Genomic DNA, 26688 nt, shown 5'->3' with positions numbered 1-26688 from the left:
GGAGGGTTGTAAAAGATTTTATATTTTTGTCGGATGATAGAATTTTCACCTGTTGCATTTCTTCAGAAACTGATTTCCACTCCTTCCTTCAGTAGAGAAGAAGATGGAGTTTGTCAGTTATTTATCAACTTGTTTGAAGAAAAAAACATCCCCTTTGAACGTGTCAAAAATAATCTGTGGACCAAAAACAAATTCTTTGATCCACAGAAACCAAGTATCCTACTAAACTCACATTATGACACCGTTAAACCCAATGCAGGATATACTAAAAACCCCTTCGAGCCCGAGATTCATGGGGATATATTGTATGGGCTAGGTAGCAATGATGCGGGAGGTCCCTTAGTATCTTTGGCTGCCACGTTTTTCCATTTCTACCATAGAGAAGATTTGGCTTATAACTTGATCTTTGCCATTTCTGCAGAAGAGGAGATCTCAGGAAAAGATGGAATAGAGTATTTATTGAAATATTTGCCTCCCTGCGAACTAGCCATAATTGGAGAACCCACCCTAATGCAAATGGCCATTGCAGAAAAAGGCTTAATGGTGCTAGACTGCAAAGCCACTGGTAAAGCCGGACATGCCGCGAGAGAAGAAGGGATCAATGCCATCTACAAAGCGCTAGAAGATGTCCAGTGGTTCAAAGACTTCGAATTCCCAAAGCTATCAGAAACCCTGGGAAAGGTAAAAATGTCTGTAACTCAGATACAGGCCGGCACCCAACACAATGTAGTTCCGGACGTCTGCACCTTTGTGGTGGACGTGAGGGCAACTGACGCCTATTCTTTAGAAGAAACTTTGGACATTATTAAACAAAATGTAAGATCTGAGGTTACTCCTAGATCTATCCGACTGCAACCTTCCGGCATTCCTTTGGACCATCCCATTGTAAAAAAAGGAATAGCATTGGGACTAGGGACCTACGGCTCCCCTACTTTATCAGATCAAGCACTAATTCCCTTTACCAGTATCAAGATAGGACCGGGTGATTCTGCCCGCTCACATACTGCAGATGAATACATACATATCTCCGAAATCCTCGAAGGTGTCCGTATATATATTGAACTGCTGGAAGGCCTGAGGCTTTGAAAAGCTTTTTTTACCTTTGCTGAAATTTTTCCCCCAATGAAGAACATTGACGTTTGCTTAACTCCTGATTTACTACATCACCACAACATTAATAATTCCATTGTGGTAGTTACAGATATTTTCAGAGCTACTTCCTGCATGGTAACCGGATTTGCTTATGGTGTACAAAGCATTATCCCAGTAGCATCTGTTGAAGAATGCGCGGAATATCAAAAAAGAGGATACATAGCAGCTGCTGAAAGAAATGCTGAAAAGGTCGAGGGTTTTGACTTAGACAATTCCCCATTCAGTTTCATGGACGAAAGATTAGTGGGGAATAAAATAGCCATGACCACTACTAACGGTACACTCTCCATCACCAAGAGCAAGAAGAATGCAGTAAAAGTGATCGTTGGGGCATTCCTTAACCTTCAGGCCGTAGTAAACTACTTAAAAGCCCAACCTTATGATGTACTAGTCCTTTGCGCTGGGTGGAAAGGCCGTCCAAACCTAGAAGACACCCTTTTTGCCGGTGCTGTAGTAGAAGCATTAAGAGACGAATATTTCGTTGCAGAAGACGCGGCTATCCTAGCTATGAGAGCCTATGAGGCCTCTAGAGAAAATATGCCTTTGTATCTATCTAATTCATCTCACATTAGACGTTTACAAAGGCTAGGCATCAACAAGGACATCACCTACTGTTTACAGAAAGACTTGTATGATATCGTTCCTATCCTAAGAGGGAACGAGTTAGTATTAGTCTGATTTTACTTGATTTTGATCTATATAGGCCGTATATCTACTAACTCTTGAAACAAAAAAGCATCCTAAAGCTTTTTCCTTAGAATCAGGATTTAGATTATAGATATTCCCTGGCACATTACTTAAAGGAGTAGCAAATACTCCTCCATTGTTTGTTTCTGTTTGCAATTGAGACAAGAAGAAATAGGCATCCAAAGGAATAGAGAAAAGTTCAACGGTTATCTTATCATTGTGAACAAATAACCCAGAGTTAATACCCATACGAACAGGTTGTAAGAAGACCATTCCGTCAGTCTTATTACCCGGCGAAAGACCTCCATCATAACTGAGGGTGTATTCGTTTGACTTCGTCCTTAGTGTATCATTTTTCAATGATCTGACTAAATAAGTATCTCCCTCCCCTGGAAAATCTGTAGCGAAAAACTGCGCTAAAAATCCAGACTTGGGTCCATCAGATGGCTTAACCGGCAAAGTAAAACTCTGATACTTCAGAGAGTCAATAGGCGGCACACGCCTTAACATGGAAACTGCGTAATATTCCTCCTCCTTGTATTTGACATACAATGCTACACGCTCATTCAATCTTAAATAATTACGATTTCTAGGACGGAAAGTATACACACCGTCTTGATTCTCATCTGTAAACCTGTATATAGTACTGTCTTCACGAATCAATAAGACTTCTGCATCTAAAGCTGCTTTAGGCTTACCATTATCAAAATAAGGTTGAGACAAGGTTAAAGTTACGCTTTGCTCCTCTGCCTCATCGGTAAGCCATGCGTCTACTACTAGTTGCTCCTTGCCATCCTTCACTTTTAAATCGATGACATCTTCACAACTCCATAAGAAAAGGGATAAGCTTAATATTCCTACTAGCTTTTTCATATCAGAATTTAAAATTATAAGTAATAGATGGTAAAATAGAGGCAAACACAGAATACCTCACAGCCTCAGTTTTTGACGGATCATCAGGGTTTTGTCTTACGTACACCGAGAAGGGATTTCTCCGGTTATATACATTATAAATGGAGAACACCCATTCACTTTCTCCCTTTTTGAAGAGAGCGTGTTTGTTTTTAAGTGTAGCAGATAAGTCAAGTCTATGACTCGCAGGAATTCTATATATATTCCTTTCATCGTAATAATTATGCGGTACAGCTATTCCTTGCCAAATGTATTTTGTAGTAGGGAAACTAGCAGGAGTACCTGTCATATAAGTAAAGGTTGCTCCCATATTCCAACGCTTGGAGATATCATAAATCGCCACAACGGATAAGTTATGCAACTTATCAATCCTACTAAGGAACCAATCGTTATTGTTTAAGCCGTTCACCTTTCTTTCCGTTCTCGAAAGGGTATAACTGATCCAACCGTTAAGGTTTCCTTTGTTCTTCTTCACAAAAAACTCTGCTCCATAGGCACGGCCTTTGCCATACATTAAATCACCTTCTACTAATGGATTCAAGAGTAAATCCGCATTTCTTATGTAGTCAATTTGATTCTGCAGGGTTTTGTAATACACTTCCACTGAAGATTCATACATATTGTCTTTGAAATTCATAAATAGACCCAAAGCAATCTGATCTGAAATCTGAGGTTTGATATTGTTCGTACTCGGGGTCCAAACATCTAATGGAGAGGAGGCTGTTGTATTAGACAATAGGTGGATATATTGAGCCAAATGATTGTATCCAATCTTCAAAGATGTTCTAGGTCCCAAAGAGAGATTTGCAGACAAACGAGGCTCCCAATTGCCATATCTTTGTATCAATTCATTTCCGGAATAATGAAGGGTATCCAAGACTGACTTTCTTTCTCCAGGAGTTCCATTTTCATCAAAAACATAAGCCTGAGGACTTCCAAAATACCTGTAATCTGAATATCTAATCCCCGCATTAATGGTCAAATTATCAGAGATTTTCATCTCATTTCCTAAGTATAATGTAGATTCTAAGGCTTTCTTCTTCGCAATTCCAATGTCCTTACCTTCACTACTAGACACAATCAAAGCAGATCCAGGATTGAAATGATAAAGTATGCTTTGCCCTCCAAATGAAATGGTATTCTTACTGTTTAAATACCAAGTAAAATCAGGCTTGATACTATAATTCAAAATGTCAGAATTCCAGCGGAAAACATCCTCTTTATTCGTATTCTTAAGGTCAGAATCTAAAGAATATTTATACATTGAATAGAACAATGTAGTATTCAAAAACAGTTTTCTATTGAAGACATGATTCCAACGGAGGGTGGTGGTGGCATTGCCCCAATCAAACCCAAAATCCGCTCCAAACAGGTCACGTCCAAAATATCCGGAAAGATAAAGGGTGTTTTTGTCGTCCAACTGATAATTCGCCTTCGCCGTAAAATCGTAGAAATAGAATTTTACATCTTTCAAATCATCTTTTAGGAAAGGTTTGGCCAGTATGTCTATATATGATCTCCTTAAAGCCACAATATAGGATCCTTTGTTTTTCTTCAATGGTCCTTCTAGGGCAAGCCGTGAAAAGATAGTTCCGATACCCCCGGTAAATTCAGTTTTCTTGTTGTTTCCTTCCTTCATCCTAACGTCTAAAATGGAAGAGATTCTGCCTCCATATTGAGCAGGAACGCCCCCTTTAATCAGCTTCACATCCTTCACCACATCCGGGTTAAAAATAGAGAAGAAGCCCATTAAATGAGAGGAATTATATACAGGTGCTTCATCAAGCAGGACCAAATTTTGATCTATGGCTCCTCCTCGTACATTAAACCCTGAAGATCCCTCGCCTACGGAGCTCACACCTGGAAGGTACAGGATGCTTCTTACCAGATCTACTTCCCCTAAAAGGGCCGGCATTTTCTTGATGGTCCGCATCTCCACCTTGTTGACGGACATGGACACGCTTTTGACATTGGCATCCTCTTTTTCAGCTTGAATGACCACTTCTTGCAAGATTGTCCCTTTGTCTTTTAATTCAATATTTAATGTTTGGTCCTCCTTAACATTAATCACCTTTTCTAAACTGTGATAGCCTACATAGGAAACGATGAGGGTATGTGTACCCGCAGGAAGACTTAAGGAATAAAATCCGTACACGTTTGTACTCACTCCTGTCTTTTGTTCCTTGGCGTAAATGTTTACACCGATTAAAGTTTCACCGTTAGCTTCGTCCTTTATGGTACCACTGACAGTAAATTGAGCGTAAATAGGTAATGATAAAAAAAGTAGTGCTAGAAAGCGCATAAGTTGGCAATATTAGACTTTAACGGTTTTTTGTAACTAAATGTTTCTTAATCTGCTACAAACCTTAGCATAATCCTTTGAACCTCATGAATTATCTGAAGCAAATTCGTCTAAAAATTTCGATTTTCGTAACTTCGCGGATTAATCAAAAGGAGATTGACTTTGAACGATATAGATTTAACCGGGCATGAACAAATCGAAGTGTTCGGCGCGCGGGAGCACAACCTAAAAAATATTGATGTTAATATCCCGAGGAATCGCCTGGTGGTCATTACGGGGATAAGTGGCAGTGGAAAATCTTCCTTAGCTTTTGACACCCTTTACGCAGAAGGACAAAGGCGGTATATGGAAAGCTTTTCCTCCTATGCCAGAAGCTTTATCGGAGATATGGAGAGGCCGGACGTGGATAAGATCAATGGTCTTTCACCTGTAATAAGCATTGAGCAGAAAACCACTTCAAAGAACCCAAGATCTACAGTAGGGACTACTACAGAAATTTACGACTTCCTACGTTTACTTTATGCTCGGGCAGGAGAAGCCTATTCTTATGTAACCGGCAAACCCATGATCAAACAAACTCAGGATCAAATTATAGACCAGATTCTGAGCAAACATGAAGGTAAAAAGTTGAACATCCTAGCCCCCATGGTCAAAGGACGTAAGGGGCATTACAGGGAACTTTTTGTCCAAATCTCTAAGATGGGTTATACTCGTGTTCGTGTAGATGGGGAACTGTTAGAGATCACTCCTAAAATGCAAGTGGATAGATACAAGATCCATGACATCGAGATTGTAGTAGATAGAATCATTCCTAAAAAAGAAGATAGATACAGAATTAGCCAGTCGGTAGGAACCGCACTAAAGCTAGGGGAGGGATCCCTACTTTTACTGGATGAAGGGAACAATGTCCAATATTTCTCCCAGAACCTGATGGATCCGGAATCCGGAATCAGCTACGAAGAACCTTCTCCCAACTCCTTCTCTTTCAACACCCCATACGGAGCATGCCCAGTTTGTAAAGGGATGGGACATATCGAAGAAATCACAGAGGAGTCCATCATTCCAGACCCTTCTCTGTCCATAATGAGAGGCGGTATAGCGCCACTTGGAGAATACAGAGACCTTTGGATATTTAAACAGATAGAAGCTTTACTAAAGGCACATAAATCCTCCCTAAGTCTACCTATTGAAAAGATCCCTAGGAATGTACTGGAGATCATCCTTTATGGATCCGAAGAACCTATTCCTGTAGCGTCAAAAAAATACCCGGGTACAGATTGGAATACAAAATTCGAGGGGATTATAACTTTTTTGAAAAACCAACAAGAATCAGAGAGCGACAAGATTCAGGATTGGATCAAAGATTTCTTGATCATAAAGGAATGTCCGGAGTGTCACGGGCAGAGGCTTAAGAAAGAGTCCTTGCATTTTTTAATAGACAAAAAGAACATTGCTGAGCTAGCAGATATGGATATCTCCTCTCTTAGCGAGTGGTTCACCGACTTAGAATCCAGATTATCTGATAAACAGCAGGCCATTGCGGCTGAGATATTGAAAGAGATTCGCAAACGATTAGGTTTTTTGAATGGCATTGGGCTGGACTATTTAACCTTGAATAGACCTCTAAAAACGCTTTCTGGAGGAGAAGCACAAAGGATCAGATTAGCTACGCAAATCGGGACACAGTTGGTAGGTGTACTATACATCATGGATGAGCCTTCCATAGGGTTGCACCAACGGGATAATGTAAAGTTGATCCAAGCCTTGAAAGATCTTCGTGACCTAGGCAACACCGTCCTTATTGTAGAACATGACAAAGATATGATGCTGGAAGCGGATTATATCATTGATATAGGTCCGGGGGCCGGTAGGCATGGAGGGAGAGTTGTTAGCCAAGGGCCTCCTCAGAAATTCATTGCCAAAGGTGGAATAACCGCAGATTATTTAAGCAATAGAGCTAAAATAGAGATACCTAAAGAAAGAAGATCAGGAAACGGAAATATCCTAAGTATTAAGGGAGCAACTGGCAACAACCTTAAAAATGTCACTCTTAATATTCCTTTAGGAACGATTACCTGCGTGACCGGAGTTAGTGGAAGCGGAAAAAGTTCCTTAATTCATGACACCTTATTTCCGATTTTGAATAGGCATTTTTTCCGTGCCAAAAGGGAACCTCTTCCGTACAAAGAAGTGCTTGGATTGGAGCATATTGATAAGGTGATTGAAGTTGACCAAAGCCCTATCGGAAGAACTCCAAGAAGTAACCCTGCCACCTACACCGGAATGTTCTCTGACATCAGAAGCTTATTCGCTGAACTTCCTGAATCTAAAATCAGAGGCTACAAACCGGGAAGGTTCTCTTTTAATGTTAAAGGAGGTAGGTGCGAAACTTGCGAAGGAGCAGGTATGAAAAAGATTGAAATGGAATTCCTTCCGGACGTACATGTACCTTGCGAAACCTGCAAAGGAAAAAGATTCAATAGAGAAACGCTGGAAATTCGCTTTAAAGGAAAATCCATTTCTGATGTTTTAGACATGACCGTGTCTGAAGCCATTGAGTTCTTTGAGAACCAACCAAAAATCAGCAGAAAAGTCCAGATACTGAATGATGTAGGACTTGGATATATTACCTTAGGCCAACATGCCACTACCCTCTCAGGTGGAGAAGCCCAAAGGGTTAAATTATCTGAAGAACTATCCAAAAAGGATACCGGAAAGACCTTATATATCCTAGATGAACCTACTACAGGTCTGCATTTTCAAGACATCCGGAAATTATTGGATGTAGTTCAGAAACTAGCGGACAAAGGCAACACCATTTTGATCATCGAACACAATCTAGACGTAATAAAAGTAGCAGACCACATCATTGACTTAGGCCCTGAAGGAGGAAAAGGGGGTGGACGCATCGTGGCAGAAGGAACTCCAGAAAAAGTGGCAAAAGTTAAAGGAAGTTTTACAGGATATTTCCTAAAAAAAGAGTTAGATGCGTAAGATAATTTTATTTGTACTACTAAGCCTTTCAGCGAAAGCTCAAGATCATTGGTACATTTCCAAAGTGGACTCCGTGTTTGCTATGGACAGCACCACATGGAAACCGGTAATATTTGGAGGAATTTCAGGTATAGAAAAATGGAATGATAGTACTTATCTTTTGGTTTCCGACCGACAAGCACCTAGTCCTGCTGAGGATAAACAATATTCTTACTTATACACCCTGAACCATCAAAATAAAATTCAGTTGGTTCAAAAGTTCTATGATATCAAAAACCTTGAAGCTATACGTTACCAAAGTTCAGATAAGAAGTTCTGGTTCAGCTTCGAAAATGACGAATCTACTGGAATAGGAACGGTTGATGAACAAGGGAAAGTTCGTATTCTCAAGGAATATAGCATGATCACTAGTCCGTACACCAGTCTAAACCGGGGTATAGAGGGACTAACTATTCAAAAGGACTTATGGTACTCCTTCGAGGCGGGTCTAGATTCTACTATGATCATTAGATGGAAAGATCAAAATCCAGAAAAAGAAATCTTATACAAGTATCCATTAGATAGAAATGCTTGCTTATCTCCCAACCAATCGCCTGGATCTAGTTTAGGAAATGGAATATCTGAGATTCTATATATTCCGGGTGAAGAGGAAAAGCTCTTGGTTTTAGAAAGATGCTTCAATGGCAGGATGTCACCTATCCAAATCTACGAAGCTGACTTCTCAGGAGAGAAGGTGGAGAAAAAACGGATATTCAATTGGGATAAGACTACCACATTCGAGGGTAAACCATTAAAACCGGATAATATGGAGGGTATGACCTGGAAAGAGGAAGGAAGGTCCCTCCTTCTCATCTCAGACGACAACCATAACACGAGGGTACAAAGAACACTGGTAGTGGAAATTCGACATTAAAAAAATGCCAAGGAAACTTGCTATTGTTATGCACGCATACTATTTTTGATTAAAAAGTAAATTTCTATGGATCAACCGGTAAAAACCATGGCAGAAATGGGTACTGAACAGCCGGAAATTCTTTTCTGGGTGGGATGTGCAGGCTCATTTGATGAGCGTTACAAAAAAGTAACCAAGGCATTTGTAAAGATTCTTCAACATCTTGATATATCCTTTGCTGTTTTAGGCACCGAAGAATCCTGTACCGGAGATCCTGCCAGAAGAGCCGGAAATGAATTTACTTTTCAAATGCTAGCCCAGCAGAATATCCAGGTATTAAACGGTTACGGAATCCAAAGAATAGTTACCGCCTGCCCTCATTGTTTTAACACCTTAAAGAACGAGTATCCGGAACTAGGAGGGACTTATGAAGTTTATCACCACTCAGAGTATCTTCAAGCTTTAATCGCGGAAGGGAAATTAAAAGTCACTGGTGGAAACTTTAAAGGTAAAAAAATCACCTACCACGATTCTTGTTACCTAGGCAGAGCGAACGAAGTTTATGAAGCACCTAGAGAGCTGATACAAGCGCTGGATGCGGAACTGGTGGAGATGAAAAGGTGTAGAACCAAAGGGCTTTGTTGCGGAGCAGGAGGAGCACAAATGTTCAAAGAGCCGGAAAAAGGAAAAAAAGACATCAATGTAGAACGGACAGAAGATATTTTGGAGACCAAAGCAGAAACGGTGGCTGTGGGATGCCCTTTCTGTATGACCATGCTTTCTGATGGAATCAAATTCAAAGAGAAAGAACAAAGCATTAAAGTTTACGATTTAGCAGAATTAATTGCTGCAGATTTATAATATTTGTAGCTAATTAATCTACTACCTAACTTGAAAAATACACTAGTCCAACTTAGCATTTTGCTTTGTACTTTATCCGCATGGGCACAAAACTCCACCTACAGGGGGGATGAATTCTATGCCACTGTTCAATCATTACGTGATTTAGATTTTGGATTTGCTTATAAGTACGGCTTTAACAACAGTACCTATTTGCGATTTGATCTTTTAAATGCGTCTTACTCAAAAAGAAAGCTAGAGAATTTCAGCATGATAGACCCTAATGGGACTTTGCTTAACGTCAGCGAGCAAGTGCAATCAAATTATGACCTTGGAATCGGAATCGAAAAGCGTAAAGATTTCAATGAGCACATGCAATTCTTATATGGAGTTTCGGCCATTGCCGGTAGAAGTGGTCAAACTACGGAAGCTATCACTGCAGATGACAAAGTTTTGACTGAAATCATTAATACTACGTGGAGATACGGCGCTGGTCTAAATCTAGGTATACTGGTGCGGATAGTTGAAAACCTCCACCTTGGAGCCGAACTCATCCCCAAATACATGATTAGTACCGAAAAAACAGAATACATAGCTTCTGCCGTCATATCTAATCAGGTGCAAAAAGCTAAACAACAAGACTTTTACCTTAGCATGAACGATGTTCGCTTTTCTTTGGTCTACAGATTCAAAAGGTAGGAGTTAAAAAAAGTTAAACCTCCTTAGACTTCTAAGTACCTTCCTATTTTTGTAGTATGAAAAAGAGTACCTTTCTCATACTTTTTATGATCGTGGCCATGGGAAGCTTAGTGGCTCTCCAATGGTACTTTATTCATAATGCTTTAAAAGTCCAAAAAGAGCAGTTTGATAGAAATGTCAAAACAGCGCTGATGGAAACGGCAAAAAAAATAGAGCAGGAGGAAGTACTCTACATTGCGCAGCAGAGACTAGCTAGAAAAGAACAAGGTAAACTCTTGCAGATCTCAGGTTCCACATCTCCTAACACTCATCCTTACTTTGAAAAAGGTTATATTTTCCCTGGCTTGCCAGATGAAATCTTCACAAAGGAATTTGACAAGAAACTAGACAATTTAGGAGAAAAAATTCCCGAAAATAAGCTAAAAGCTAGTGAATACATCAATGAAAAGCTAAGAAAGGAGAATGAGAATCTAAAAAGCTTTATAGAAAGTAATAGTCTCAGAGAATCTAAGTTTCAAGAGTGGAACGAGATGACCATTTGGTTAGATGCGAAGCAGAAAGGGATCTCAAGCCCTATGAATATGGAGGTAGTCAAAGGAGTCATCCAGGACCTTTTATTTGGAGAAAGGGAAATCTCTGATAGAATGGGGATCCTAATGTTAGATACCTTATTAAAAGAAGAATTATCAAATTTAGGCATCACTATCCCCTATAGATATGCCGTGGAAGATAAGGGCAATATCGTTCTGGCTTCCGTAAATACCCCTATTTTAGAAAATAGCTATAGGGTAAAATTATTCCCCAGTGATGCTTTTTCCAGATTTCAATTCCTTTACGTTTACTTCCCTGACAGGGAAAATCAGATTTTCAGAAATCTATTAGGGCTAGTTACAGCTTCCACCTTATTGGTCATGCTTGTAGGAGGTATATTCTATTATAGTGCTACCAGTCTAATATCAGAACGCAAGCTGGCAAAAGTCAAGAACGATTTTATCAATAACATGACACACGAGTTAAAAACTCCTGTCTCCAGCATTTCCTTAGCACTAGAAGTAATCAGAGACAAAGAAGTACCCAAAACTCCTGAAAGAACAGATCGTTACTTGAATATTATCCAAGAAGAAAATCAAAGACTTGCCTCACAAATTGATAAGGTACTTCAAATGGCCAAGTTGGAACAAGAACAAATTGAATTATCCTTAGAACCTTTGGATGTTCATGACATTCTGGAAAACGTACTCCAAAATTTAGAAGTAAGAATTTCCTCTGTTGATTGCAAAAAATGTTTTGAAGCCAAATCCAGTATTATTAATGCTGACCAAGTTCATCTAACTAATATTTTCTATAATCTTCTGGATAACGCATTGAAATATTCTAAAGAGCATGTTCATTTAAAAATCTCCACTTCAAATCCGGAAGAAGGACTACTTCAGATTGACATAGAAGATAAAGGTATAGGAATAGCGCAGGAAGATCAAAAACGTATATTTGAAAAATTTTACCGTGTAACTCATGGAGATATCCATGATGTCAAGGGTTTTGGTTTGGGTTTAAGTTATGTAAAAAGTCTTGTAGAGCTTCACCAAGGTAAAATGAGACTAAAATCAGAAATAGACCAGGGGTCTACATTCACCCTAATATTTAAGGCATGAAAATTTCCCTTCTTTTAGCAGAAGATGATCCAAATTTAGGAGAATTACTACAAGACTATTTAACAGCAAAAGGCTTTCAAGTAACACTGGCCGTCAACGGCGAACAAGCATTCGATCTATTCTGCCTAAACGAGTATCACTTGTGCATACTTGATGTAATGATGCCTAAGAAAGATGGTTTTTCTTTGGCAAAAGACATCAGACTACATAACGAGTTTATCCCTATCATTTTCCTGACGGCTAAATCCATGAAAGAAGATACCCTAAAAGGTTTTGAAGTGGGAGCAGATGACTATTTGACAAAACCCTTTCTAATGGAAGAACTATTAGTTAGGATCAAAGCCATCATAAAACGTACTCAAGGGAAGGAAGAAATAAACACGAGTACTAAGTTTACTTTTGGCAAGCTAACACTCGATACAGAAAAAAGAGAGCTGATCAGTGGTTCTAACAGAATCAGCCTCACCACTAAAGAATCAGCATTGCTTGGCTTATTTTGTCAACATGTAAACGAGCCAGTGAGCCGCACCTACGCCCTAAAGATGATTTGGGGAGAAGATTCCTACTTTAATGCCAGAAGCATGGACGTTTACATCACTAAATTGAGAAAGTATCTCAAAGAAGAGCCCTCTGTTAAAATAATAAATCTTCACGGAGAGGGATTTAAATTAGTGACTTTGTCTTAAACGCAATTACTTGGACACTATTTTTAATTTATTTCACCAATTCGGATCAATTTTTACACCAATTGATTCGAGGAATTTTCTAGGGGACTTATAGTGAAGACCGCCATGTATTCTTTCGAAATTATAGAATTTTTTCCATCTTATCATTACTTGTTTAAATTCTTGTAGGCTTTCAAATTCAAATCGTTGACATACAGCACTTTCCAGAATTGAATGGTAGGCTTCTATATGTCCATTCTGTTGAGGTGTTGCCGGTTTTGTAAATTCCTGAGTTATACCTTTTTGTTTTAGATATTCTTGAACTATTAAAGCTTCGAATTGTGAGCCATTATCGTTTCTTACTATAAATTGCTTTGGCATCGGATAAGTTTGTAAAATTTGTTCAAATAGATTTATTACATCTTCAGATTTAATAGAATTTGCGATGTATTGTCCCAATTGCCATCTCGAAAAAACATCCAAAATTGTCAGTACTTGCGCATTTGTGCGTTTTCCTTGGATATATACATATTTAATATCAAATTCTAGGAATGCAAATTCTCTTTGTACAATGGGAACGAGTTCTTTTACCCAGTTCCTACTTATTCTCTTGGTATTACTGCGTTGAAATTTTAATAAATTGTTTTCCTTCATGAGCTTATAGGTTCTATAAGCCCCAATTCTCAATCCCTTTTCTTGGTTTAAATAGCGGTAGGTTTTATAATACCCATAATCCACAAATTCGCCCTCCAGAAGTGTTTTAGTTTCTTGTAAAATATAATCCATATCAAACCTATTATTTTCCATATCATATACATAACCTGAGGCCCTTTTCCCCGGTTTTGTACCTGTAGAAATGTAATAGTAGCTGCTTCGAGGTAAATCTACATGCTTTAATACTAGATATTTAGGCCTCCCTTGCTCTAGAAATTCGTCAACTACCTGGATTTTTATTTCTTTAGAGATTGACTTTTTTTTAAAAGGGAATCTTTAATTTGAATAGCTAACTCTTTTTCAGCAACTATCCTTTTTAGAGCTTCGTTTTCACGACGTAATTGTTTGAGTTCACGCTCGGCATCTGTCATTGCTCCTGCTTCCAAGCCACTTTTGCCTAACTTCTCAAATTTCTCTTTCCAATTATAAATACTCACAGTAGAAACCCCAAATTCTCGCGATGAATAACTTACGCCGTGCTGGATAGAATGAAGTACAATCTTCTCTTTCTCCTCCAAACTCCATGTTTTTCGATGTTTTGACATACACAAATCTAATTAATTGTTAACTTAGTTTTGTGTCCAAGTTTTTATCGAGCTATTAGGACTTCGTAAATTGTCACATTATGCCGGAAATTGACTTACTCAAAATCATCAACGTACTGGGCACGTTTGCCTTTGCCATCTCTGGAGCCACCATGGCTATGAGCAAAAAGCTCGACGCTTTCGGGGTCTTGGTTATCGCATTTGTTACCTCCATCGGCGGGGGGACACTTCGTGACATATTAATAGGCAATTTGCCGGTGGGATGGCTGTCAAGTGACTTCATATTACTGATCATTTTAATCACCTCTCTGCTGACCTTATTCTTTTATAAATACCTGAATAAGTTAAGCACCACCTTGTTCTTATTTGATGCATTAGGCATAGGGCTATTTACTATCGCAGGAGCTGAAATTGCAGAAGCTAAAGGATTTAATATTCCTATCTGTATTACCTTAGGAACCATCACAGCATGCTTTGGTGGGGTCTTGCGAGACGTATTACTCAATCATGTTCCATTAATTTTCAGAAAAGAATTATATGCCACGGCATGTATAATAGGGGCAGCTGTTTACTTCTTCAATAAGAAACTAGGTTTAAATTCAGAGTTAAATACCTTTATCTGTATAGGGATTATTGTGGCATTACGAATATGGGCTGTGAGGTATAAAATCTATTTACCATCCATCACTATACCTGATCAAGAGGAGGATTGATTTGTCAAAGCTAAGAAATACTGTAATTTTGCGAAAATTTTCTAAAGTTGTACAAGCACCTCATCTTCCCCATTCTTTCTAAATTCGATCCAGAATTTATACACTACTTCACCATGGGATGCCTTAGAACCATCTATAGGCTACCGGGAGGTAAAGCTATTCTGCGACTACTTTTCGACTATAGTCACCCTAGTTTAGAGACCGAATTTGCCGGAATAAAATTTAAGAATCCTGTAGGTCTTGCTGCAGGCTTCGATAAGAATGGAAGATGGATAGATGAATTAGCCACTTTGGGATTCGGGTTTGTGGAAGTGGGTACTGTTACGCCCAAAGCCCAGGATGGCAATCCAAAACCAAGATTATTCCGCTTAAAACCGGATCAGGCATTGATCAATAGAATGGGTTTTAATAATGATGGGATTGACGCTTTGGTAGAGAACCTTAAAAAGAGAAAATCTTCAATAGTTGTAGGTGGAAACCTAGGTAAAAATAAGATTACGGATAACTCATTAGCAGTAAGGGATTACCTGATCACATTTAAAGCATTAAGAAACTGGGTAGATTACTTTGTTGTCAATGTTTCTTCTCCAAATACACCCGGATTAAGAGAATTACAGGAAAAAGGCCCCCTCCTTGAAATTTTGAACGCTCTACAGAAAGAGAATGGTCCAAACGGAAAACCAATCTTTTTAAAGATTGCACCGGATCTAAGCTATGAGCAGTTGGACGACATCATAGAAATCATTCAGGAATCAGGAATAGCCGGAATCATTGCAACGAACACTACCCTGTCCAGAGCAAATTTAAAGAGCAAAAATGTAGAAGAAATAGGAGCAGGAGGTTTATCAGGTAAGCCCCTCAAAGAACGTTCTACAGAAGTAATTCGTTATATCAAAGGTAAGAGCGAAATTCCTGTCATTGGAGTAGGAGGAATCCATACCCCTGAAGATGCAGAGGAAAAATTCTCAGCAGGAGCTAGTTTGATCCAAGTCTATTCCGGATTCATCTATGAAGGCCCGGGATTAATCAAAAGAATAAATAAAAGTCTAGTAAGATGAGTGAGGTTTTACCTTATAAAGAAGCCCCCGGTTCAAAAAAAGAACAGGTAACTACCATGTTTGACAATGTGGCGGGAAAATATGACCTTCTAAACCGAATCTTAAGTGGTGGAATAGACATCTATTGGAGGAAGAAGGCATTGTCAATGTTAAAAGGGGGAAATAACCAACTCATACTGGATATTGCTACTGGCACAGGTGATTTGGCAATAGAAGCGAATAAGATTCTTAAACCTGAAAAGATCATTGGAGTAGACATATCCCAGGGTATGCTAGATGCAGGAAGGGTGAAGATCCAAAAGTTGGGATTAGAGGAAAAGATTGAATTACAACTAGGCGATTCTGAAAAATTACTATTCCCTGACAATACCTTTGATACGGTCATCGTTTCGTTCGGAGTAAGGAACTTTGAAAACCTATTAAAAGGGTTGACAGACATGAACCGGGTACTTAAACCGGGAGGAACCTGTATGGTTGTAGAGTTCTCAAAACCCAGAAATTATCTATTTAAACAAGCGTATTGGTTTTATTCTACCAAAATACTTCCATTAATTGGAAGATTGGTATCCAAAGATAGCTCTGCGTACACCTATTTACCTGAATCTGTCAAAGCATTCCCTGATGGAGAGGATTTTCTAAAGGTGTATAGAGAAGCTGGATTTAGAGATGTAAAGGCCATTCCGCTTACTTTTGGCATATGTTCAGTGTACCTTGGAAAAAAATAATGTGTCTTTGCCTCCTCTCCCTAGGGTGGGCATCAGCGCAGGTAAAAACCAAACATCAACCCAATTACGATGCTAAACCTTTAAGGTTTGGTTATTATATTGGGTTTGGAAGTACGCACTATATCACCAAATATAGATCCAGCTTTATACAGCAAGCGGATGGAACTTCTCAGGCTATTTATGCTATTAACTCCCCAAATACCACGGCTATCAGAGCGGGGGCAATGATCAACTATTACATCAATGACTACTTTGACCTTAGATTCTCTCCTTTAAATATTACTATTCAAAAGAGGGAAATCAATTATATCAAAGGTGATAATGACCAATACCAAAAAGACGAGCAAGTAGATAAGGCCTGGTTAGAAGTCCCTGTACATCTTAAGTATAAGTCGGAAAGGCGACTTAACACCCGCATGTATGTATTTGGAGGCACTAGATGGGCTTTTGAGACAAACACAGTAGGTAGAAAAGGCTCCAAACGCTCTGTCTTTAATTCCTCTTTGAGAACGAATGATTTAATGCTAGAATATGGAGCGGGTTTAGAGATATTCAGGCCTTACTTCAAAGTAACACCTGAACTTCACTTTTCACACGGCTTGTTTAATATGATTCGTAAAAACAATAGTGTGGCGTATTTACAGGATGTAAAAAGCCTGAGAACCCACACGGTCAGTTTGATTATATTGTTTCAATAAGGCTTTTCGCATGTTTTATTTGCTCCAAATCAGCTTCATATAGGAGAAATTCATCCACTTTTGCCCCCATATTAATCCTAGGATTTCTAAATGACATGGGACTTTGTAAAATCTCCGTAGCTGAAAAGTGAAAAGCATGCGCGCCGGTTACTGCAATTTGAAGAATATTTCCCGGCTTGACACCGCTTCCTGCCATAATATTAATTCTGCCAGCAGCTAGATCCACAAATCTCCGCAGTTCTATTAATCCCTCTATAGCGTGTTGATGTAAGCCTGAAGTCAGTATGTTTTGAACCCCTCGTTCTACTAAGCCTTCTAAAGCTTCTTCCGGATTAATGCACATATCAAAAGCCCTATGAAAGGTCACCGGAAAATCCCCTATTGCCTCCAATTGCTCATCAATTACCTCCCAGTCTATAGTACCATTAGGTTTTAATGCTCCTATAACAAACCCACCTGGCTTCAAACGCTTAAGACTGTAGATATCCTCTAGCATAGCAGCCCTTTCATAGGCATTGAAACAAAAATCTCCTCCCCTAAGCCTAATCATAACATAGATGGGAATATTAACTGCTTCCAATGCTGATTTTACAGTACCCCATGAAGGTGTGGTTCCTCCTTCCGGTCTACCGGCACAGAGTTCTATACGGTCTGCACCTCCCCTCTCAGCATAAGTGCAAGAAAGTACGCTATAACAACAGATCTCTAATTTTTTTCCCATATTACAAAAGTCATGTAAGCGTTAAGTTCCTGAAAAAAAGTGCGATAAATAACCTACCAAAATAATGTAGTTCAAGAAAGCAATTTTTTTTACGTAAAACGTTTTTAGATAAAAGTTTTTTTTACTTTTGCAGCCGATTAATTTTATTAACTTAAACTCAATGGGATTATGTACTGGACACTAGAACTTGTATCCTACTTAGAAGATGCCCCATGGCCAGCAACGAAAGATGAATTAATTGACTTCTCGATAAGATCGGGGGCCCCTAATGAGGTAATAGAAAACTTATCCGAATTGGAAGATGACGGGCAACCGTATGAGAATATAGAGGAGATCTGGCCGGATTATCCTACGAAAGAAGATTTCTTCTTCAACGAAGACGAATATTAAGCACCTCATTGAGGTGCTTTTTTTTGCTCAAAAAAGTATTTCCATTTAGAGCAGTTTGCCGTAAATTAGAGTATTAGTCGGGTTTGTTATGTTAGAATTAAAGGACCTCAAAAAACTCGTGAAAGAAGGGGAAGGAAGCAAATTAGAGTTTAAGTTAAAGTCTACCCACCCGGATAAAATCATGAGAGAAGTAGTGGCATTTGCAAATACTCAGGGTGGCACCTTACTTCTGGGTGTAGCTGATAATGGAGAACTATCCGGCTTAAAATTTCCGGATGAAGATGCTTTTGTCATGGAAAGAAGTTTCGCCAAATTCATCTATCCTCCCGTTCATTATTCCAAGCAGGAAATCCAACTGGAAAATGGCAGACCTATACTAGCTTACCATATCCGAAAAAGTGAGGAGCATCTCATCTATTTCAATCCTACGGGGGATAGTTCTGATCGTAAAGTTTATGTTCGAAATGCTGACCGCTCTATTCAGGCTAGCAAAGAAGTAAGGGAAATTCTAAAAGAGCGTTTGAAAGAGAAAAACTATAGATTCCATTACGGGGAGAAAGAGGAGATTTTAATGAAGTATTTAGATCAACACGGGAAGATCACGGTCAATATGTTCTCTAAGGTGGCAGATATCCCCCTTAAACAAGCATCCAAGACCCTAATACTTCTGGTACTAGCGCGGGTACTCCAAGTGTTTGCAAACGAATCCGAGGATCAATTTGCCTTAGCATAAAAAAAAGAGACACAGAAATGTGTCTCTTTTTTTACAAGTGAATCACTTCCCCGTATGCTGCTGCAGCAGCTTCCATAATAGCTTCTGACATGGTTGGGTGAGGGTGTACAGATTTAACAATCTCCATACCCGTAGTTTCTAGATTTCTAGCCACTACAGCCTCCGCAATCATTTCTGTCACGTTAGCACCAATCATGTGGCAACCTAACCATTCTCCATATTTAGCATCAAAGATCACTTTCACAAATCCTTCAGGAGCTCCGGCTGCTTTAGCCTTACCCGAAGCAGAGAATGGGAACTTACCCACTTTGATCTCATAACCTTTTTCCTTAGCAGCTTTTTCTGTCAAACCTACAGAAGCAATCTCAGGAGTACAATAAGTACATCCAGGAATGTTACCATAGTTCAAAGGCTGAGGATGATGTCCCGCGATCTTCTCCACGCAAATAATACCTTCCGCTGAAGCTACGTGAGCCAAAGCTTGTCCAGGCACAACATCACCAATAGCATAGTATCCAGGAACATTCGTCTGATAATATTTATCTACAAGGATTTTACCTTTATCCGTAGCTATACCTACATCTTCAAGACCAATGCCCTCGATGTTTGCTTGAATACCGGCTGCAGAAAGCACGATATCAGCTTCCAGAGTAATTTCTCCTTTAGGCGTCTTCACTGTAGCCACACATCCTTTACCTGAAGTATCCACTTTCTCCACGCTTGAGTTCGTGTGAACGTCAATACCCATCTTCTTATATTGCTTAGCTAATTCCTTAGAAATATCCTCGTCTTCAACAGGAACTATGTTTGGCATGAATTCTACGATAGTCACCTTAGTACCCATGCTAGCATAGACATAAGCAAATTCCACTCCGATAGCACCAGATCCAATCACGATCATAGATTTAGGTTGCTTATCTAGAACCATCGCTTTACGGTAATCAATCACCTTCTCTCCATCAATAGGCACATTAGGCAACTGACGAGCACGTGCTCCGGTAGCTATGATAATATGCTTTCCTTCCACAGTACTCACACTTCCGTCCTTTGCCTTCACTTCCACTTTCTTTCCAGGCTTAACGGTTCCGAATCCTTCAATCACATCGATTTTATTCTTCTTCATCAGAAACTGAACACCCTTGCTCATGCCTTCTGCTACACCTCTAGAACGTGCTATTACAGCGTTAAAATCAGCATCGGCGTTTTCTACCTTGATACCGTAATCTGCGGCATGCTGAATATACTGAAATACTTGAGCGGATTTTAATAGGGCTTTGGTAGGAATACATCCCCAGTTAAGGCAAACTCCTCCCAGGTTTTCTTTCTCAATTACGGCTACTTTTAACCCTAACTGTGACGCCCGGATAGCTGTTACATATCCTCCAGGACCGCTACCTAATATCACCACATCATATTGTGCCATACATTTCTGACTTTAAAGATTAAAAAAATGATGACAAAAATAAGCATAATAATTTAACGTATACACACCTATAAAGCAATTCATGCCCCAAAGCCTCTCTGCTCAGGTGCTGTTTAAAACAATGTACCAAAGAAAATTGAACTAAAAAGTGATGATATTGTTTTCTAATTAGCTAACATTGCCGTTAGATTAATGACAGTTTCCTTTGAAAATTGAAGGAATGCTATATATTTGCATTAAAGTTAGAGCATTATGAAAAGAAAAGACATTAAAAAATCAGGCCAAACCTAGTTACCAGTTTCTGAAGTGGACATACTTTCAGGAACGGTTATTAACCGTTCTTTTTTTTCTACCCCCGAAAAGCGGTGGGTAATTTTTTTTAAATACGTTAACAATTAAATCTAATACTCATGTCATACCAATATTATACACAAGAGGGATATGATAATTTGAAAAACAAACTAAACGACCTTAAAACTAAAGGTAGAAGAGAAGTGTCTAAGGCATTGGCTGAGGCGAAAGATAAAGGCGACCTTTCCGAAAATGCTGAATACGATGCTGCAAAAGATGCACAAGCACTTTTAGAAACGGAAATCGCTAAACTTGAAGAACTTTTCGCCAAAGCAAGAATTCTTGATGAAAATACCATAGACACGTCTAAGGTATCCCTAATGACTACTGTAAAAATTAAGAACTTGAAAAACAAAGCTACTATGAAGTATACCTTAGTAGCAGAGGAGGAAGCTGACCTTAAGCAAGGTAAGATCTCCATCAACTCTCCTTTCGCCAAGGGCCTATTAGGTAAGAAAGTGGGAGATAAAGCAGACATTCAAGCTCCGGGAGGAGTTGTGGAAGTAGAAATCCTTGAAATTACTCTGTAGCACAGTTAGTCCTCAATATACTTTTACCGCTTACCTTTCGTAGGCGGTTTTTTTTATGAATTACGGTAGAGTAGCTAAATATTACCAAGTTCTCAGCAGGATGATCTTTGGAGACCATCTTATCCATGCACATGCTTTAGCTGCAGAAAACTTCCCTAAAGGAGCAAAGCTCCTCGTCCTAGGCGGAGGAGATGGAAGCTACTTGCCATTATTGAAGGACTATAACATCATTTTTGTGGATCATTCTGAACAAATGATCCACTTGGCTCAAAAACACAGCCACGGTCAGGTAGAATTTCACCTTGCTGATGTGTTTGATTTCCACTATTCCTATTATGATGGAATAATAGTACCCTTCCTGCTAGATAATTTTAATGATGAGCAGTGTAGAAACCTTATTAGGCTTTTACCCCCTTGTCCCATCGTAGTCTGCGATTTCCCGGAAAAGACAAAAGGACTGCAATCCCTTTTAATAAAAAGCATGTATTTGTTCTTTAGGCTAACCGCAAATGTGGCTGTTAGTAAAATGCCGTCTATCGAAGAAATCATGACAGAGTTTTCCCGGGTAAAAACCCGGGAAATTACCCTCATGAATGATTTTATTCAAATCAAAAAGTATGAATTATAAACTCCGTCTATTGTCGTTAGAATCTATGTCTATCAACTTATTATAAGGATCAACACCTACCTCCACTGGCTTTTCATCTACAATGATGGACAGTTTGTTCTTGATCTTACTAATCTTATATTTTTTAAGGTACAATTCCTTATCGTATTCATAAGAGCCTTTTTTCTCTTTTTCTCCAAATATCCCTAATTCAATATAATCTGCTAAAGGCAAAGATTGCACCTTCCCATCCTTAATGCCTCCACTATAATCGCGCTTCCCTTTATTATCTGTTCTATATTTTGACACCTGGAAATCTATATCTACTTGGTATTTTCCTTTACCTAAGTCTTTTACAGAAGCTTTATCTACCTTATTGTTATATAGGGTAATGGTTTCAAACATGTCTTTTATGAGATACTGCAAACTATCCGGAGTAGCTTCTTTTAAAAGTGCAACAAACTCTTCGGAGGTAGTATATGGAGGTTCCTGGAATCTATATTTTTGAATATAATCCTTCAAAACAGCATTAAATCTAGCCTCCCCTAAATAATCACTCATAGCATATAGCACTAAAGAGCCCTTATTGTAATGTATATATTGCTGGTTTTCATTATACATTAATGGGTTTTCGCTTTTCCATTCCTTTGCCCTTCCTAAAAGATAATTATCTAGAGCGTCTTTCAGGAATTTATGCATTTGAAACTTGCCGTATTTCTTTTCCAAAACCTTGAGAGAGCTATATTCAGACATGGATTCTGAAAGCAGAGTAGCCCCTTTTACATTAGCACCGATCACTTGTCCGGCCCACCATTGATGCGCTAATTCATGAGCTGTGATGGAATAAGGATAATCCACGGAATTTGGCTTGTTTTCATCTACCCAAGCTATAAATCCTATTGCCTCTGAATAAGGAATAGTATTGGGGAAAGATTGTGCAAATCCTCCTCCGGTTCGCGGGAACTCTAAGATTCTAACTTGTTTATGCTGATAGGGGCCAAAGTTTTCTGAGAAGTAATCCAAACCGTCTTTTAAGGACATGATCATTCTATCAATATTATAATCATGCGTCTTATGGTAGTATATTTCTAGATTTACCCCCTTGTATTTCTCTCTTTTCACCTCATATCTGGCTGAATTAAAGGCATAGAAATTCTGAATAGGCTGATCCATTTTATAATGATAGAACTTTCTTCCGTTATCCCCCCATTCTCTTTGCAAATATCCTGGGGCGATAGCAATCTGATCTTCTGAGGTACTGACTATTGCTTCGAAATTGATCCAGTCCGCATCATTTGATATATATGTATTTCCTCTTGCCTTCAAATCTGAAGGGAAGGCCATTCTTTCTTTATCTTTTAATCCATACTTTTTCCGCACATCATTATCTTGAATCTCATTATCTTCTTGATAACCAATACTAGGGAACAATGTACGATTATTGATAAAGGTACCGTTTTCTAACACAGGAGATTCATCTTGAAACCATGTGTTTCTAGGATTTCCAACTAAAAACTGCGCCTTAACCGTATCTCCCGGAGCCAATGGTTCAGCAAGCTTGTATATGGAAAATCTCAAATTTGAATCAGCAAGAATAAGAGAAGTGGGCTTATCCCATTGCACATTTCTCAAGTTCTTGGCGTAGTCAATGATGAGTGAATCTATATTTTTATCCGTCTTATTCACTAAGGTGAAGAATCCCGTAGCATCATAATTGCGCTCTTTGGGAAAAATATTCATTTCTACTCGTACGTCCACGATACGCGGCTGAGGAGTATTTTGATATTTCTTATATTTCTTTTCAAAATCTACCAGCCTCAGCTCTTGATCTTTCGAAGTATAAAATGGCTTATTTACTGCAATCTCTCTGTAGATAGCATAGCCCAATCCTATGAATGCAGTGAGCAATAAAGTTAATGGAGCAGCTATTGGCAGTTTTAGTCGGCCGGCGGCAGTAGATATCCTATCCATCGCACCAGAAAACTTACCTCTTCTCCAAAACAGCAAGGTCAACCCATAAAGTATACCTGAAAATAGCAACCAATAAGCCTTATAAATCAAGTGAGTTCTAAATGAGCCGAATCCGTTCATGTCTGAATAGGAGAGTCCGGTCCCACTGTTGAAATGGAAAATAGGTAATTCAACACCCAATTTTCTAAGCCCACTAGGCAGCATCAGTAACACTATTAATGTCATAAAGCCCAGCAAATAATTCTTAAATAAGGACTGTACGAACAAAGCCATACCTATAAGTATCAAGCAATTGATCATGGTAAAGAATAGAAGTTGCTTGAAATAGAGTATCAGTTCGAAATGATAATAGCCGTAATACGCTTGTACTAACATCCCCGACACTATGGCCGTAAACATCAATACCAGGCACATGCCTACTAATGCTAGAAACTTAGACAACAAGAGGGCCCAATTAGGTATAGGAGTAGAATCCACTAAGCTATCCATTCTGGAGGACATGGCCTGATTAAGAAGCACACCAGAAAACAAAAAGATCAGGATTTCACTAAAGAAGATAAACTGCCCACTTATGGTAGATAAAATCTTCCAAGTTACGGGATAGGTTTTTGTACCCATGAGATCCTCACCAAGGGTATAACCCATGATGATCACAAACAGGAACAAAACCGCTACGATGGAGATGAATATCCAGTTTCTTACTATAGATCGGAACTCAATCTTGGCAAGATTTAAAGAAGTTTTGAAGTAGTGGGCAAAGGAATAATCAAAACTTACTTCAGGCAGTTTTACCTTAAAAACACTTTGGAAATTATTCTTAGTTACTTTTTCCCCCAACTTCTTTTTCCCAAAAGTCAAGGGAGAATGAGAAAAATTAAAGGTGGTATAGGTCAGTACTAATGCCAGAAATCCCACCCCTATCCATATCAAACGGTTCAATAAAATGGATTTATCCAGCGGAATATTATTGTAATTCTGCTCATCAATGGACCAGTACTTTGAAACATAACTTAAAGCTTCTTCTCCATAAGGCTCTATCAGTGCAGCCACAAACTTATCGTCCATGTTTTCTGTAAGATTACCAATGATCAACTGAAGAATCAGGAGAATAAGAATGAAAATAAATCCTATATAAACATTCCTGGTCAGAGTGACCAATAGAAAGATGATAGCCCCTATAAAAAAGATATTTGGGATCACAAAGATGAGATAACTCTGAAGGAAGGCCCATAATCTAAAAGGACCCATCAGATCTTGATTCGCAAACGGCAGGACTGATGCTACGATAAAAGATAACCCGATAGCCAATGAGACTAAAACAGTAATAAAGAATCCACTTAAGAATTTCCCGACCAGATAGTCCCATTTAGTAAAAGGATAGGAATAGAGGACCGTATGCATATTATACTTATAGTCCCTGTAGACAGTAGAACCTATTACTGTGGGAATGATGAAATTCAAAAGCTGAGAAAAGCCATTGATCAGACTATTCACTGCTAAAGGGGAATTATAAAAAGTGTTAGAAGTAGAGGTGACGGTCAATGCATCAAAATATCCTAATGCAGATCCCATCACTAAAAAACCAATTCCAAAAAAAGCGGCGAAATAAATATAAAAGGTAGGTTGCGTCAACCACCTTTTGGTCTCAAAAGTAAAGATGGTACGTAACATTAGGCTTGAGAGTTTTTGAGAGCTGAGAAATAAACATCTTCTAATCCCGGTGTAGCAGGCACAAAGGTCTCATGAGGCTGGTGCTCTGAAAATACGCGGATGTTTAAAGTATTGTCGGGATTATAGTTCGCTGATAAGACCTGATAATCCCTTTGGAAAGCTTCTACGTCTTCTCTTTCTATGATTCGCATCCAAATCTTACCTTGAAGTTCTGCTTCCCCTTGGGAAGGAGTACCTCTAAACAGTACCTTACCCCCATTCAAAATGCCTATTTCGTGACATAATTCTCTCACATCATCTACAATATGGGTAGAAAATATGACGGTATGATTTGCCCCAATCTCTCTTAAAACATTTAAAAACCTATGGCGTTCAGCCGGATCTAAGCCAGCCGTTGGCTCATCTACTATGATTAATTGAGGATTATTTAGTAGCAACTGTGCTATACCAAACCTTTGCTTCATTCCTCCGGAATACCCACTCACATGCTTCTTCCTCACCTCCCAAAGGTTTGTGATCTCTAAAACCTCCTGAATAAGTTTCTGCCGGTCAGTTTTTTGACTTATTCCCTTTAATTGAGCAAAATAGTCCAGAAGATCTTCCGCAGAAAAGTTAGGATATACTCCAAACTCTTGAGGCAGATAGCCTAATACTTTTCGAAGTGAAAATGGATCTTTCAACACATCAATTTCGCCGAAAGAAATTTCTCCGGAGTCTGGTTTCTGTAGAGTAGCCACCGTCCGCATCAGAGATGACTTCCCTGCTCCATTTGGACCCAAAAGCCCAAACATTCCTTTTCTAATTTCAAGGTTTACATTGTCCAATGCATGAACACCATTTGCATAGGTTTTACTTAGGCGGGATATAGATAACTGCATATTAATGGGTTTAATAAAGTAAAAATAAATGCTTTTGATCAGAATCTTTCAAAAAATAGATGGAACGGAACTAACACTTGTTAGTAGGTTATTTCTTTTTATGAATGGTAAACCCCACCATACTTCCGGCAAAAAACCGTAAATTTGCACATTCCAATTATCTAT

At 38.9% G+C, this 26688-nt stretch carries 24 protein-coding genes; 16 read left to right on the top strand and 8 right to left on the bottom strand.

The window, feature by feature from the left end:
• The first annotated feature begins 33 nt into the window (after positions 1 to 33).
• Complete coding sequence (locus LBYS_RS13650) at positions 34 to 1086, top strand: M20 family metallo-hydrolase (RefSeq protein ID WP_013409431.1); 1053 nt, start codon at positions 34 to 36, stop codon at positions 1084 to 1086.
• A 36-nt stretch (positions 1087 to 1122) separates the two neighbouring features.
• Positions 1123 to 1830, top strand: a complete 708-nt coding sequence (locus LBYS_RS13645; RefSeq protein ID WP_013409430.1) for a 2-phosphosulfolactate phosphatase — start codon at positions 1123 to 1125, stop codon at positions 1828 to 1830.
• Here LBYS_RS13645 and LBYS_RS13640 read toward each other — a convergent pair.
• Both LBYS_RS13640 and LBYS_RS13635 read right to left on the bottom strand, forming a co-directional pair.
• Positions 1822 to 2712 carry a DUF4249 domain-containing protein gene (locus LBYS_RS13640; protein WP_013409429.1) on the bottom strand — a complete coding sequence of 297 codons (891 nt, stop codon included), beginning with the start codon at positions 2710 to 2712 and terminating at the stop codon, positions 1822 to 1824. The genes LBYS_RS13645 and LBYS_RS13640 overlap by 9 nt on opposite strands.
• Before the next feature lies 1 nt (position 2713).
• Positions 2714 to 5053, bottom strand: coding sequence for a TonB-dependent receptor (locus LBYS_RS13635; RefSeq protein WP_013409428.1), 2340 nt, complete (start codon positions 5051 to 5053; stop codon positions 2714 to 2716).
• A gap of 156 nt (positions 5054 to 5209) precedes the next feature.
• On the opposite strand from LBYS_RS13635, the gene uvrA reads away from it, so the two are divergent.
• From uvrA to LBYS_RS13605, 6 genes are all read left to right on the top strand, one after another.
• Entirely contained in the window at positions 5210 to 8047 is a 2838-nt protein-coding gene (gene uvrA, locus LBYS_RS13630) for an excinuclease ABC subunit UvrA (RefSeq protein ID WP_013409427.1), read from the top strand.
• The gene (locus tag LBYS_RS13625) at positions 8040 to 8960 is read left to right on the top strand and encodes an esterase-like activity of phytase family protein (RefSeq protein ID WP_013409426.1); all 921 of its coding nucleotides are present in this window, start codon (positions 8040 to 8042) and stop codon (positions 8958 to 8960) included. Before uvrA ends, LBYS_RS13625 begins: the two co-directional genes overlap by 8 nt.
• 66 nt (positions 8961 to 9026) lie before the next feature.
• Entirely contained in the window at positions 9027 to 9800 is a 774-nt protein-coding gene (locus LBYS_RS13620; RefSeq protein WP_013409425.1) for a (Fe-S)-binding protein, read from the top strand.
• Between the two features lie 30 nt (positions 9801 to 9830).
• Positions 9831 to 10478, top strand: a complete 648-nt coding sequence (locus LBYS_RS13615) for a hypothetical protein (protein WP_013409424.1) — start codon at positions 9831 to 9833, stop codon at positions 10476 to 10478.
• Positions 10479 to 10534: 56 nt separating this feature from the next.
• Positions 10535 to 12130 (top strand): sensor histidine kinase, encoded by a 1596-nt coding sequence (locus tag LBYS_RS13610; protein ID WP_013409423.1) that lies wholly within the window; start codon positions 10535 to 10537, stop codon positions 12128 to 12130.
• Positions 12127 to 12816 (top strand): response regulator transcription factor, encoded by a 690-nt coding sequence (locus LBYS_RS13605; RefSeq protein ID WP_013409422.1) that lies wholly within the window; start codon positions 12127 to 12129, stop codon positions 12814 to 12816. Before LBYS_RS13610 ends, LBYS_RS13605 begins: the two co-directional genes overlap by 4 nt.
• 33 nt (positions 12817 to 12849) lie before the next feature.
• Here the strand turns inward: LBYS_RS13605 and LBYS_RS13600 are convergent, their stop codons facing one another.
• Both LBYS_RS13600 and LBYS_RS13595 read right to left on the bottom strand, forming a co-directional pair.
• Positions 12850 to 13581: a DDE-type integrase/transposase/recombinase gene (locus tag LBYS_RS13600; RefSeq protein ID WP_013407251.1), complete on the bottom strand. Its 732-nt coding sequence runs from the start codon at positions 13579 to 13581 to the stop codon at positions 12850 to 12852.
• 164 nt (positions 13582 to 13745) lie between these two features.
• Positions 13746 to 14054 carry a transposase gene (locus tag LBYS_RS13595; protein ID WP_013407105.1) on the bottom strand — a complete coding sequence of 103 codons (309 nt, stop codon included), beginning with the start codon at positions 14052 to 14054 and terminating at the stop codon, positions 13746 to 13748.
• Positions 14055 to 14134: 80 nt separating this feature from the next.
• Here LBYS_RS13595 and LBYS_RS13590 point away from each other — a divergent pair, with 80 nt between their 5' ends.
• The 4 genes from LBYS_RS13590 to porT are packed head-to-tail and all read left to right on the top strand — an operon-like array spanning position 14135 to position 17248.
• Positions 14135 to 14767, top strand: coding sequence for a trimeric intracellular cation channel family protein (locus LBYS_RS13590; RefSeq protein ID WP_013409421.1), 633 nt, complete (start codon positions 14135 to 14137; stop codon positions 14765 to 14767).
• Positions 14768 to 14814: 47 nt separating this feature from the next.
• The gene (locus LBYS_RS13585) at positions 14815 to 15825 is read left to right on the top strand and encodes a quinone-dependent dihydroorotate dehydrogenase (RefSeq protein WP_013409420.1); all 1011 of its coding nucleotides are present in this window, start codon (positions 14815 to 14817) and stop codon (positions 15823 to 15825) included.
• Positions 15822 to 16550, top strand: a complete 729-nt coding sequence (ubiE, locus tag LBYS_RS13580; RefSeq protein WP_013409419.1) for a bifunctional demethylmenaquinone methyltransferase/2-methoxy-6-polyprenyl-1,4-benzoquinol methylase UbiE — start codon at positions 15822 to 15824, stop codon at positions 16548 to 16550. The genes LBYS_RS13585 and ubiE overlap by 4 nt, the downstream gene beginning before the upstream one ends.
• Positions 16550 to 17248 carry a type IX secretion/gliding motility protein PorT/SprT gene (gene porT / locus LBYS_RS13575; RefSeq protein ID WP_013409418.1) on the top strand — a complete coding sequence of 233 codons (699 nt, stop codon included), beginning with the start codon at positions 16550 to 16552 and terminating at the stop codon, positions 17246 to 17248. The genes ubiE and porT overlap by 1 nt, the downstream gene beginning before the upstream one ends.
• Here porT and LBYS_RS13570 read toward each other — a convergent pair.
• Positions 17232 to 17969 carry a copper homeostasis protein CutC gene (locus LBYS_RS13570; protein ID WP_013409417.1) on the bottom strand — a complete coding sequence of 246 codons (738 nt, stop codon included), beginning with the start codon at positions 17967 to 17969 and terminating at the stop codon, positions 17232 to 17234. The genes porT and LBYS_RS13570 overlap by 17 nt on opposite strands.
• 168 nt (positions 17970 to 18137) lie before the next feature.
• Between LBYS_RS13570 and LBYS_RS13565 the strand changes: the two genes are divergently transcribed.
• Positions 18138 to 18359 carry a DUF2795 domain-containing protein gene (locus tag LBYS_RS13565; RefSeq protein WP_013409416.1) on the top strand — a complete coding sequence of 74 codons (222 nt, stop codon included), beginning with the start codon at positions 18138 to 18140 and terminating at the stop codon, positions 18357 to 18359.
• 88 nt (positions 18360 to 18447) lie between these two features.
• The gene (locus LBYS_RS13560) at positions 18448 to 19092 is read left to right on the top strand and encodes an AlbA family DNA-binding domain-containing protein (RefSeq protein WP_013409415.1); all 645 of its coding nucleotides are present in this window, start codon (positions 18448 to 18450) and stop codon (positions 19090 to 19092) included.
• 31 nt (positions 19093 to 19123) lie between these two features.
• Here LBYS_RS13560 and lpdA read toward each other — a convergent pair whose 3' ends face one another.
• Positions 19124 to 20515: a dihydrolipoyl dehydrogenase gene (lpdA, locus tag LBYS_RS13555; RefSeq protein WP_013409414.1), complete on the bottom strand. Its 1392-nt coding sequence runs from the start codon at positions 20513 to 20515 to the stop codon at positions 19124 to 19126.
• 410 nt (positions 20516 to 20925) lie between these two features.
• On the opposite strand from lpdA, the gene greA reads away from it, so the two are divergent.
• Both greA and LBYS_RS13545 read left to right on the top strand, forming a co-directional pair.
• Positions 20926 to 21396 carry a transcription elongation factor GreA gene (greA, locus tag LBYS_RS13550; RefSeq protein WP_013409413.1) on the top strand — a complete coding sequence of 157 codons (471 nt, stop codon included), beginning with the start codon at positions 20926 to 20928 and terminating at the stop codon, positions 21394 to 21396.
• A 55-nt stretch (positions 21397 to 21451) separates the two neighbouring features.
• A complete protein-coding gene (locus LBYS_RS13545) occupies positions 21452 to 22024 on the top strand; it encodes a class I SAM-dependent methyltransferase (RefSeq protein ID WP_013409412.1) in 573 nt (190 codons plus the stop codon).
• On the opposite strand, the gene LBYS_RS13540 is transcribed toward LBYS_RS13545, so the two are convergent.
• Positions 22019 to 25645, bottom strand: coding sequence for an ABC transporter permease/M1 family aminopeptidase (locus tag LBYS_RS13540; protein WP_013409411.1), 3627 nt, complete (start codon positions 25643 to 25645; stop codon positions 22019 to 22021). The two genes, LBYS_RS13545 and LBYS_RS13540, sit on opposite strands and share 6 nt — an antisense overlap.
• A complete protein-coding gene (locus LBYS_RS13535; protein ID WP_013409410.1) occupies positions 25645 to 26523 on the bottom strand; it encodes an ABC transporter ATP-binding protein in 879 nt (292 codons plus the stop codon). Before LBYS_RS13535 ends, LBYS_RS13540 begins: the two co-directional genes overlap by 1 nt.
• Positions 26524 to 26688 lie beyond the last annotated feature (165 nt).

It is taken from the genome of Leadbetterella byssophila DSM 17132 (assembly GCF_000166395.1).
Classification (GTDB): Bacteria; Bacteroidota; Bacteroidia; order Cytophagales; family Spirosomataceae; genus Leadbetterella; species Leadbetterella byssophila.
The sequence above is the reverse complement of the archived record's forward strand: the minus strand, read 5'-3'. Positions and strand labels throughout refer to the sequence as shown.

What these genes read in the sequence shown, in the direction of transcription:
- LBYS_RS13650 (WP_013409431.1), top strand. Translation starts at nt 34, where the DNA reads ATGATAGAATTTTCACCTGTTGCATTTCTTCAGAAACTGATTTCCACT.
- LBYS_RS13645 (WP_013409430.1), top strand. Translation starts at nt 1,123, where the DNA reads ATGAAGAACATTGACGTTTGCTTAACTCCTGATTTACTACATCACCAC.
- LBYS_RS13640 (WP_013409429.1), bottom strand. Translation starts at nt 2,712, where the DNA reads ATGAAAAAGCTAGTAGGAATATTAAGCTTATCCCTTTTCTTATGGAGT.
- LBYS_RS13635 (WP_013409428.1), bottom strand. Translation starts at nt 5,053, where the DNA reads ATGCGCTTTCTAGCACTACTTTTTTTATCATTACCTATTTACGCTCAA.
- LBYS_RS13625 (WP_013409426.1), top strand. Translation starts at nt 8,040, where the DNA reads ATGCGTAAGATAATTTTATTTGTACTACTAAGCCTTTCAGCGAAAGCT.
- LBYS_RS13620 (WP_013409425.1), top strand. Translation starts at nt 9,027, where the DNA reads ATGGATCAACCGGTAAAAACCATGGCAGAAATGGGTACTGAACAGCCG.
- LBYS_RS13610 (WP_013409423.1), top strand. Translation starts at nt 10,535, where the DNA reads ATGAAAAAGAGTACCTTTCTCATACTTTTTATGATCGTGGCCATGGGA.
- LBYS_RS13605 (WP_013409422.1), top strand. Translation starts at nt 12,127, where the DNA reads ATGAAAATTTCCCTTCTTTTAGCAGAAGATGATCCAAATTTAGGAGAA.
- LBYS_RS13600 (WP_013407251.1), bottom strand. Translation starts at nt 13,581, where the DNA reads ATGGATTATATTTTACAAGAAACTAAAACACTTCTGGAGGGCGAATTT.
- LBYS_RS13595 (WP_013407105.1), bottom strand. Translation starts at nt 14,054, where the DNA reads ATGTCAAAACATCGAAAAACATGGAGTTTGGAGGAGAAAGAGAAGATT.
- LBYS_RS13590 (WP_013409421.1), top strand. Translation starts at nt 14,135, where the DNA reads ATGCCGGAAATTGACTTACTCAAAATCATCAACGTACTGGGCACGTTT.
- ubiE (WP_013409419.1), top strand. Translation starts at nt 15,822, where the DNA reads ATGAGTGAGGTTTTACCTTATAAAGAAGCCCCCGGTTCAAAAAAAGAA.
- porT (WP_013409418.1), top strand. Translation starts at nt 16,550, where the DNA reads ATGTGTCTTTGCCTCCTCTCCCTAGGGTGGGCATCAGCGCAGGTAAAA.
- LBYS_RS13570 (WP_013409417.1), bottom strand. Translation starts at nt 17,969, where the DNA reads ATGGGAAAAAAATTAGAGATCTGTTGTTATAGCGTACTTTCTTGCACT.
- LBYS_RS13565 (WP_013409416.1), top strand. Translation starts at nt 18,138, where the DNA reads ATGTACTGGACACTAGAACTTGTATCCTACTTAGAAGATGCCCCATGG.
- LBYS_RS13560 (WP_013409415.1), top strand. Translation starts at nt 18,448, where the DNA reads ATGTTAGAATTAAAGGACCTCAAAAAACTCGTGAAAGAAGGGGAAGGA.
- lpdA (WP_013409414.1), bottom strand. Translation starts at nt 20,515, where the DNA reads ATGGCACAATATGATGTGGTGATATTAGGTAGCGGTCCTGGAGGATAT.
- greA (WP_013409413.1), top strand. Translation starts at nt 20,926, where the DNA reads ATGTCATACCAATATTATACACAAGAGGGATATGATAATTTGAAAAAC.
- LBYS_RS13545 (WP_013409412.1), top strand. Translation starts at nt 21,452, where the DNA reads ATGAATTACGGTAGAGTAGCTAAATATTACCAAGTTCTCAGCAGGATG.
- LBYS_RS13540 (WP_013409411.1), bottom strand. Translation starts at nt 25,645, where the DNA reads ATGTTACGTACCATCTTTACTTTTGAGACCAAAAGGTGGTTGACGCAA.
- LBYS_RS13535 (WP_013409410.1), bottom strand. Translation starts at nt 26,523, where the DNA reads ATGCAGTTATCTATATCCCGCCTAAGTAAAACCTATGCAAATGGTGTT.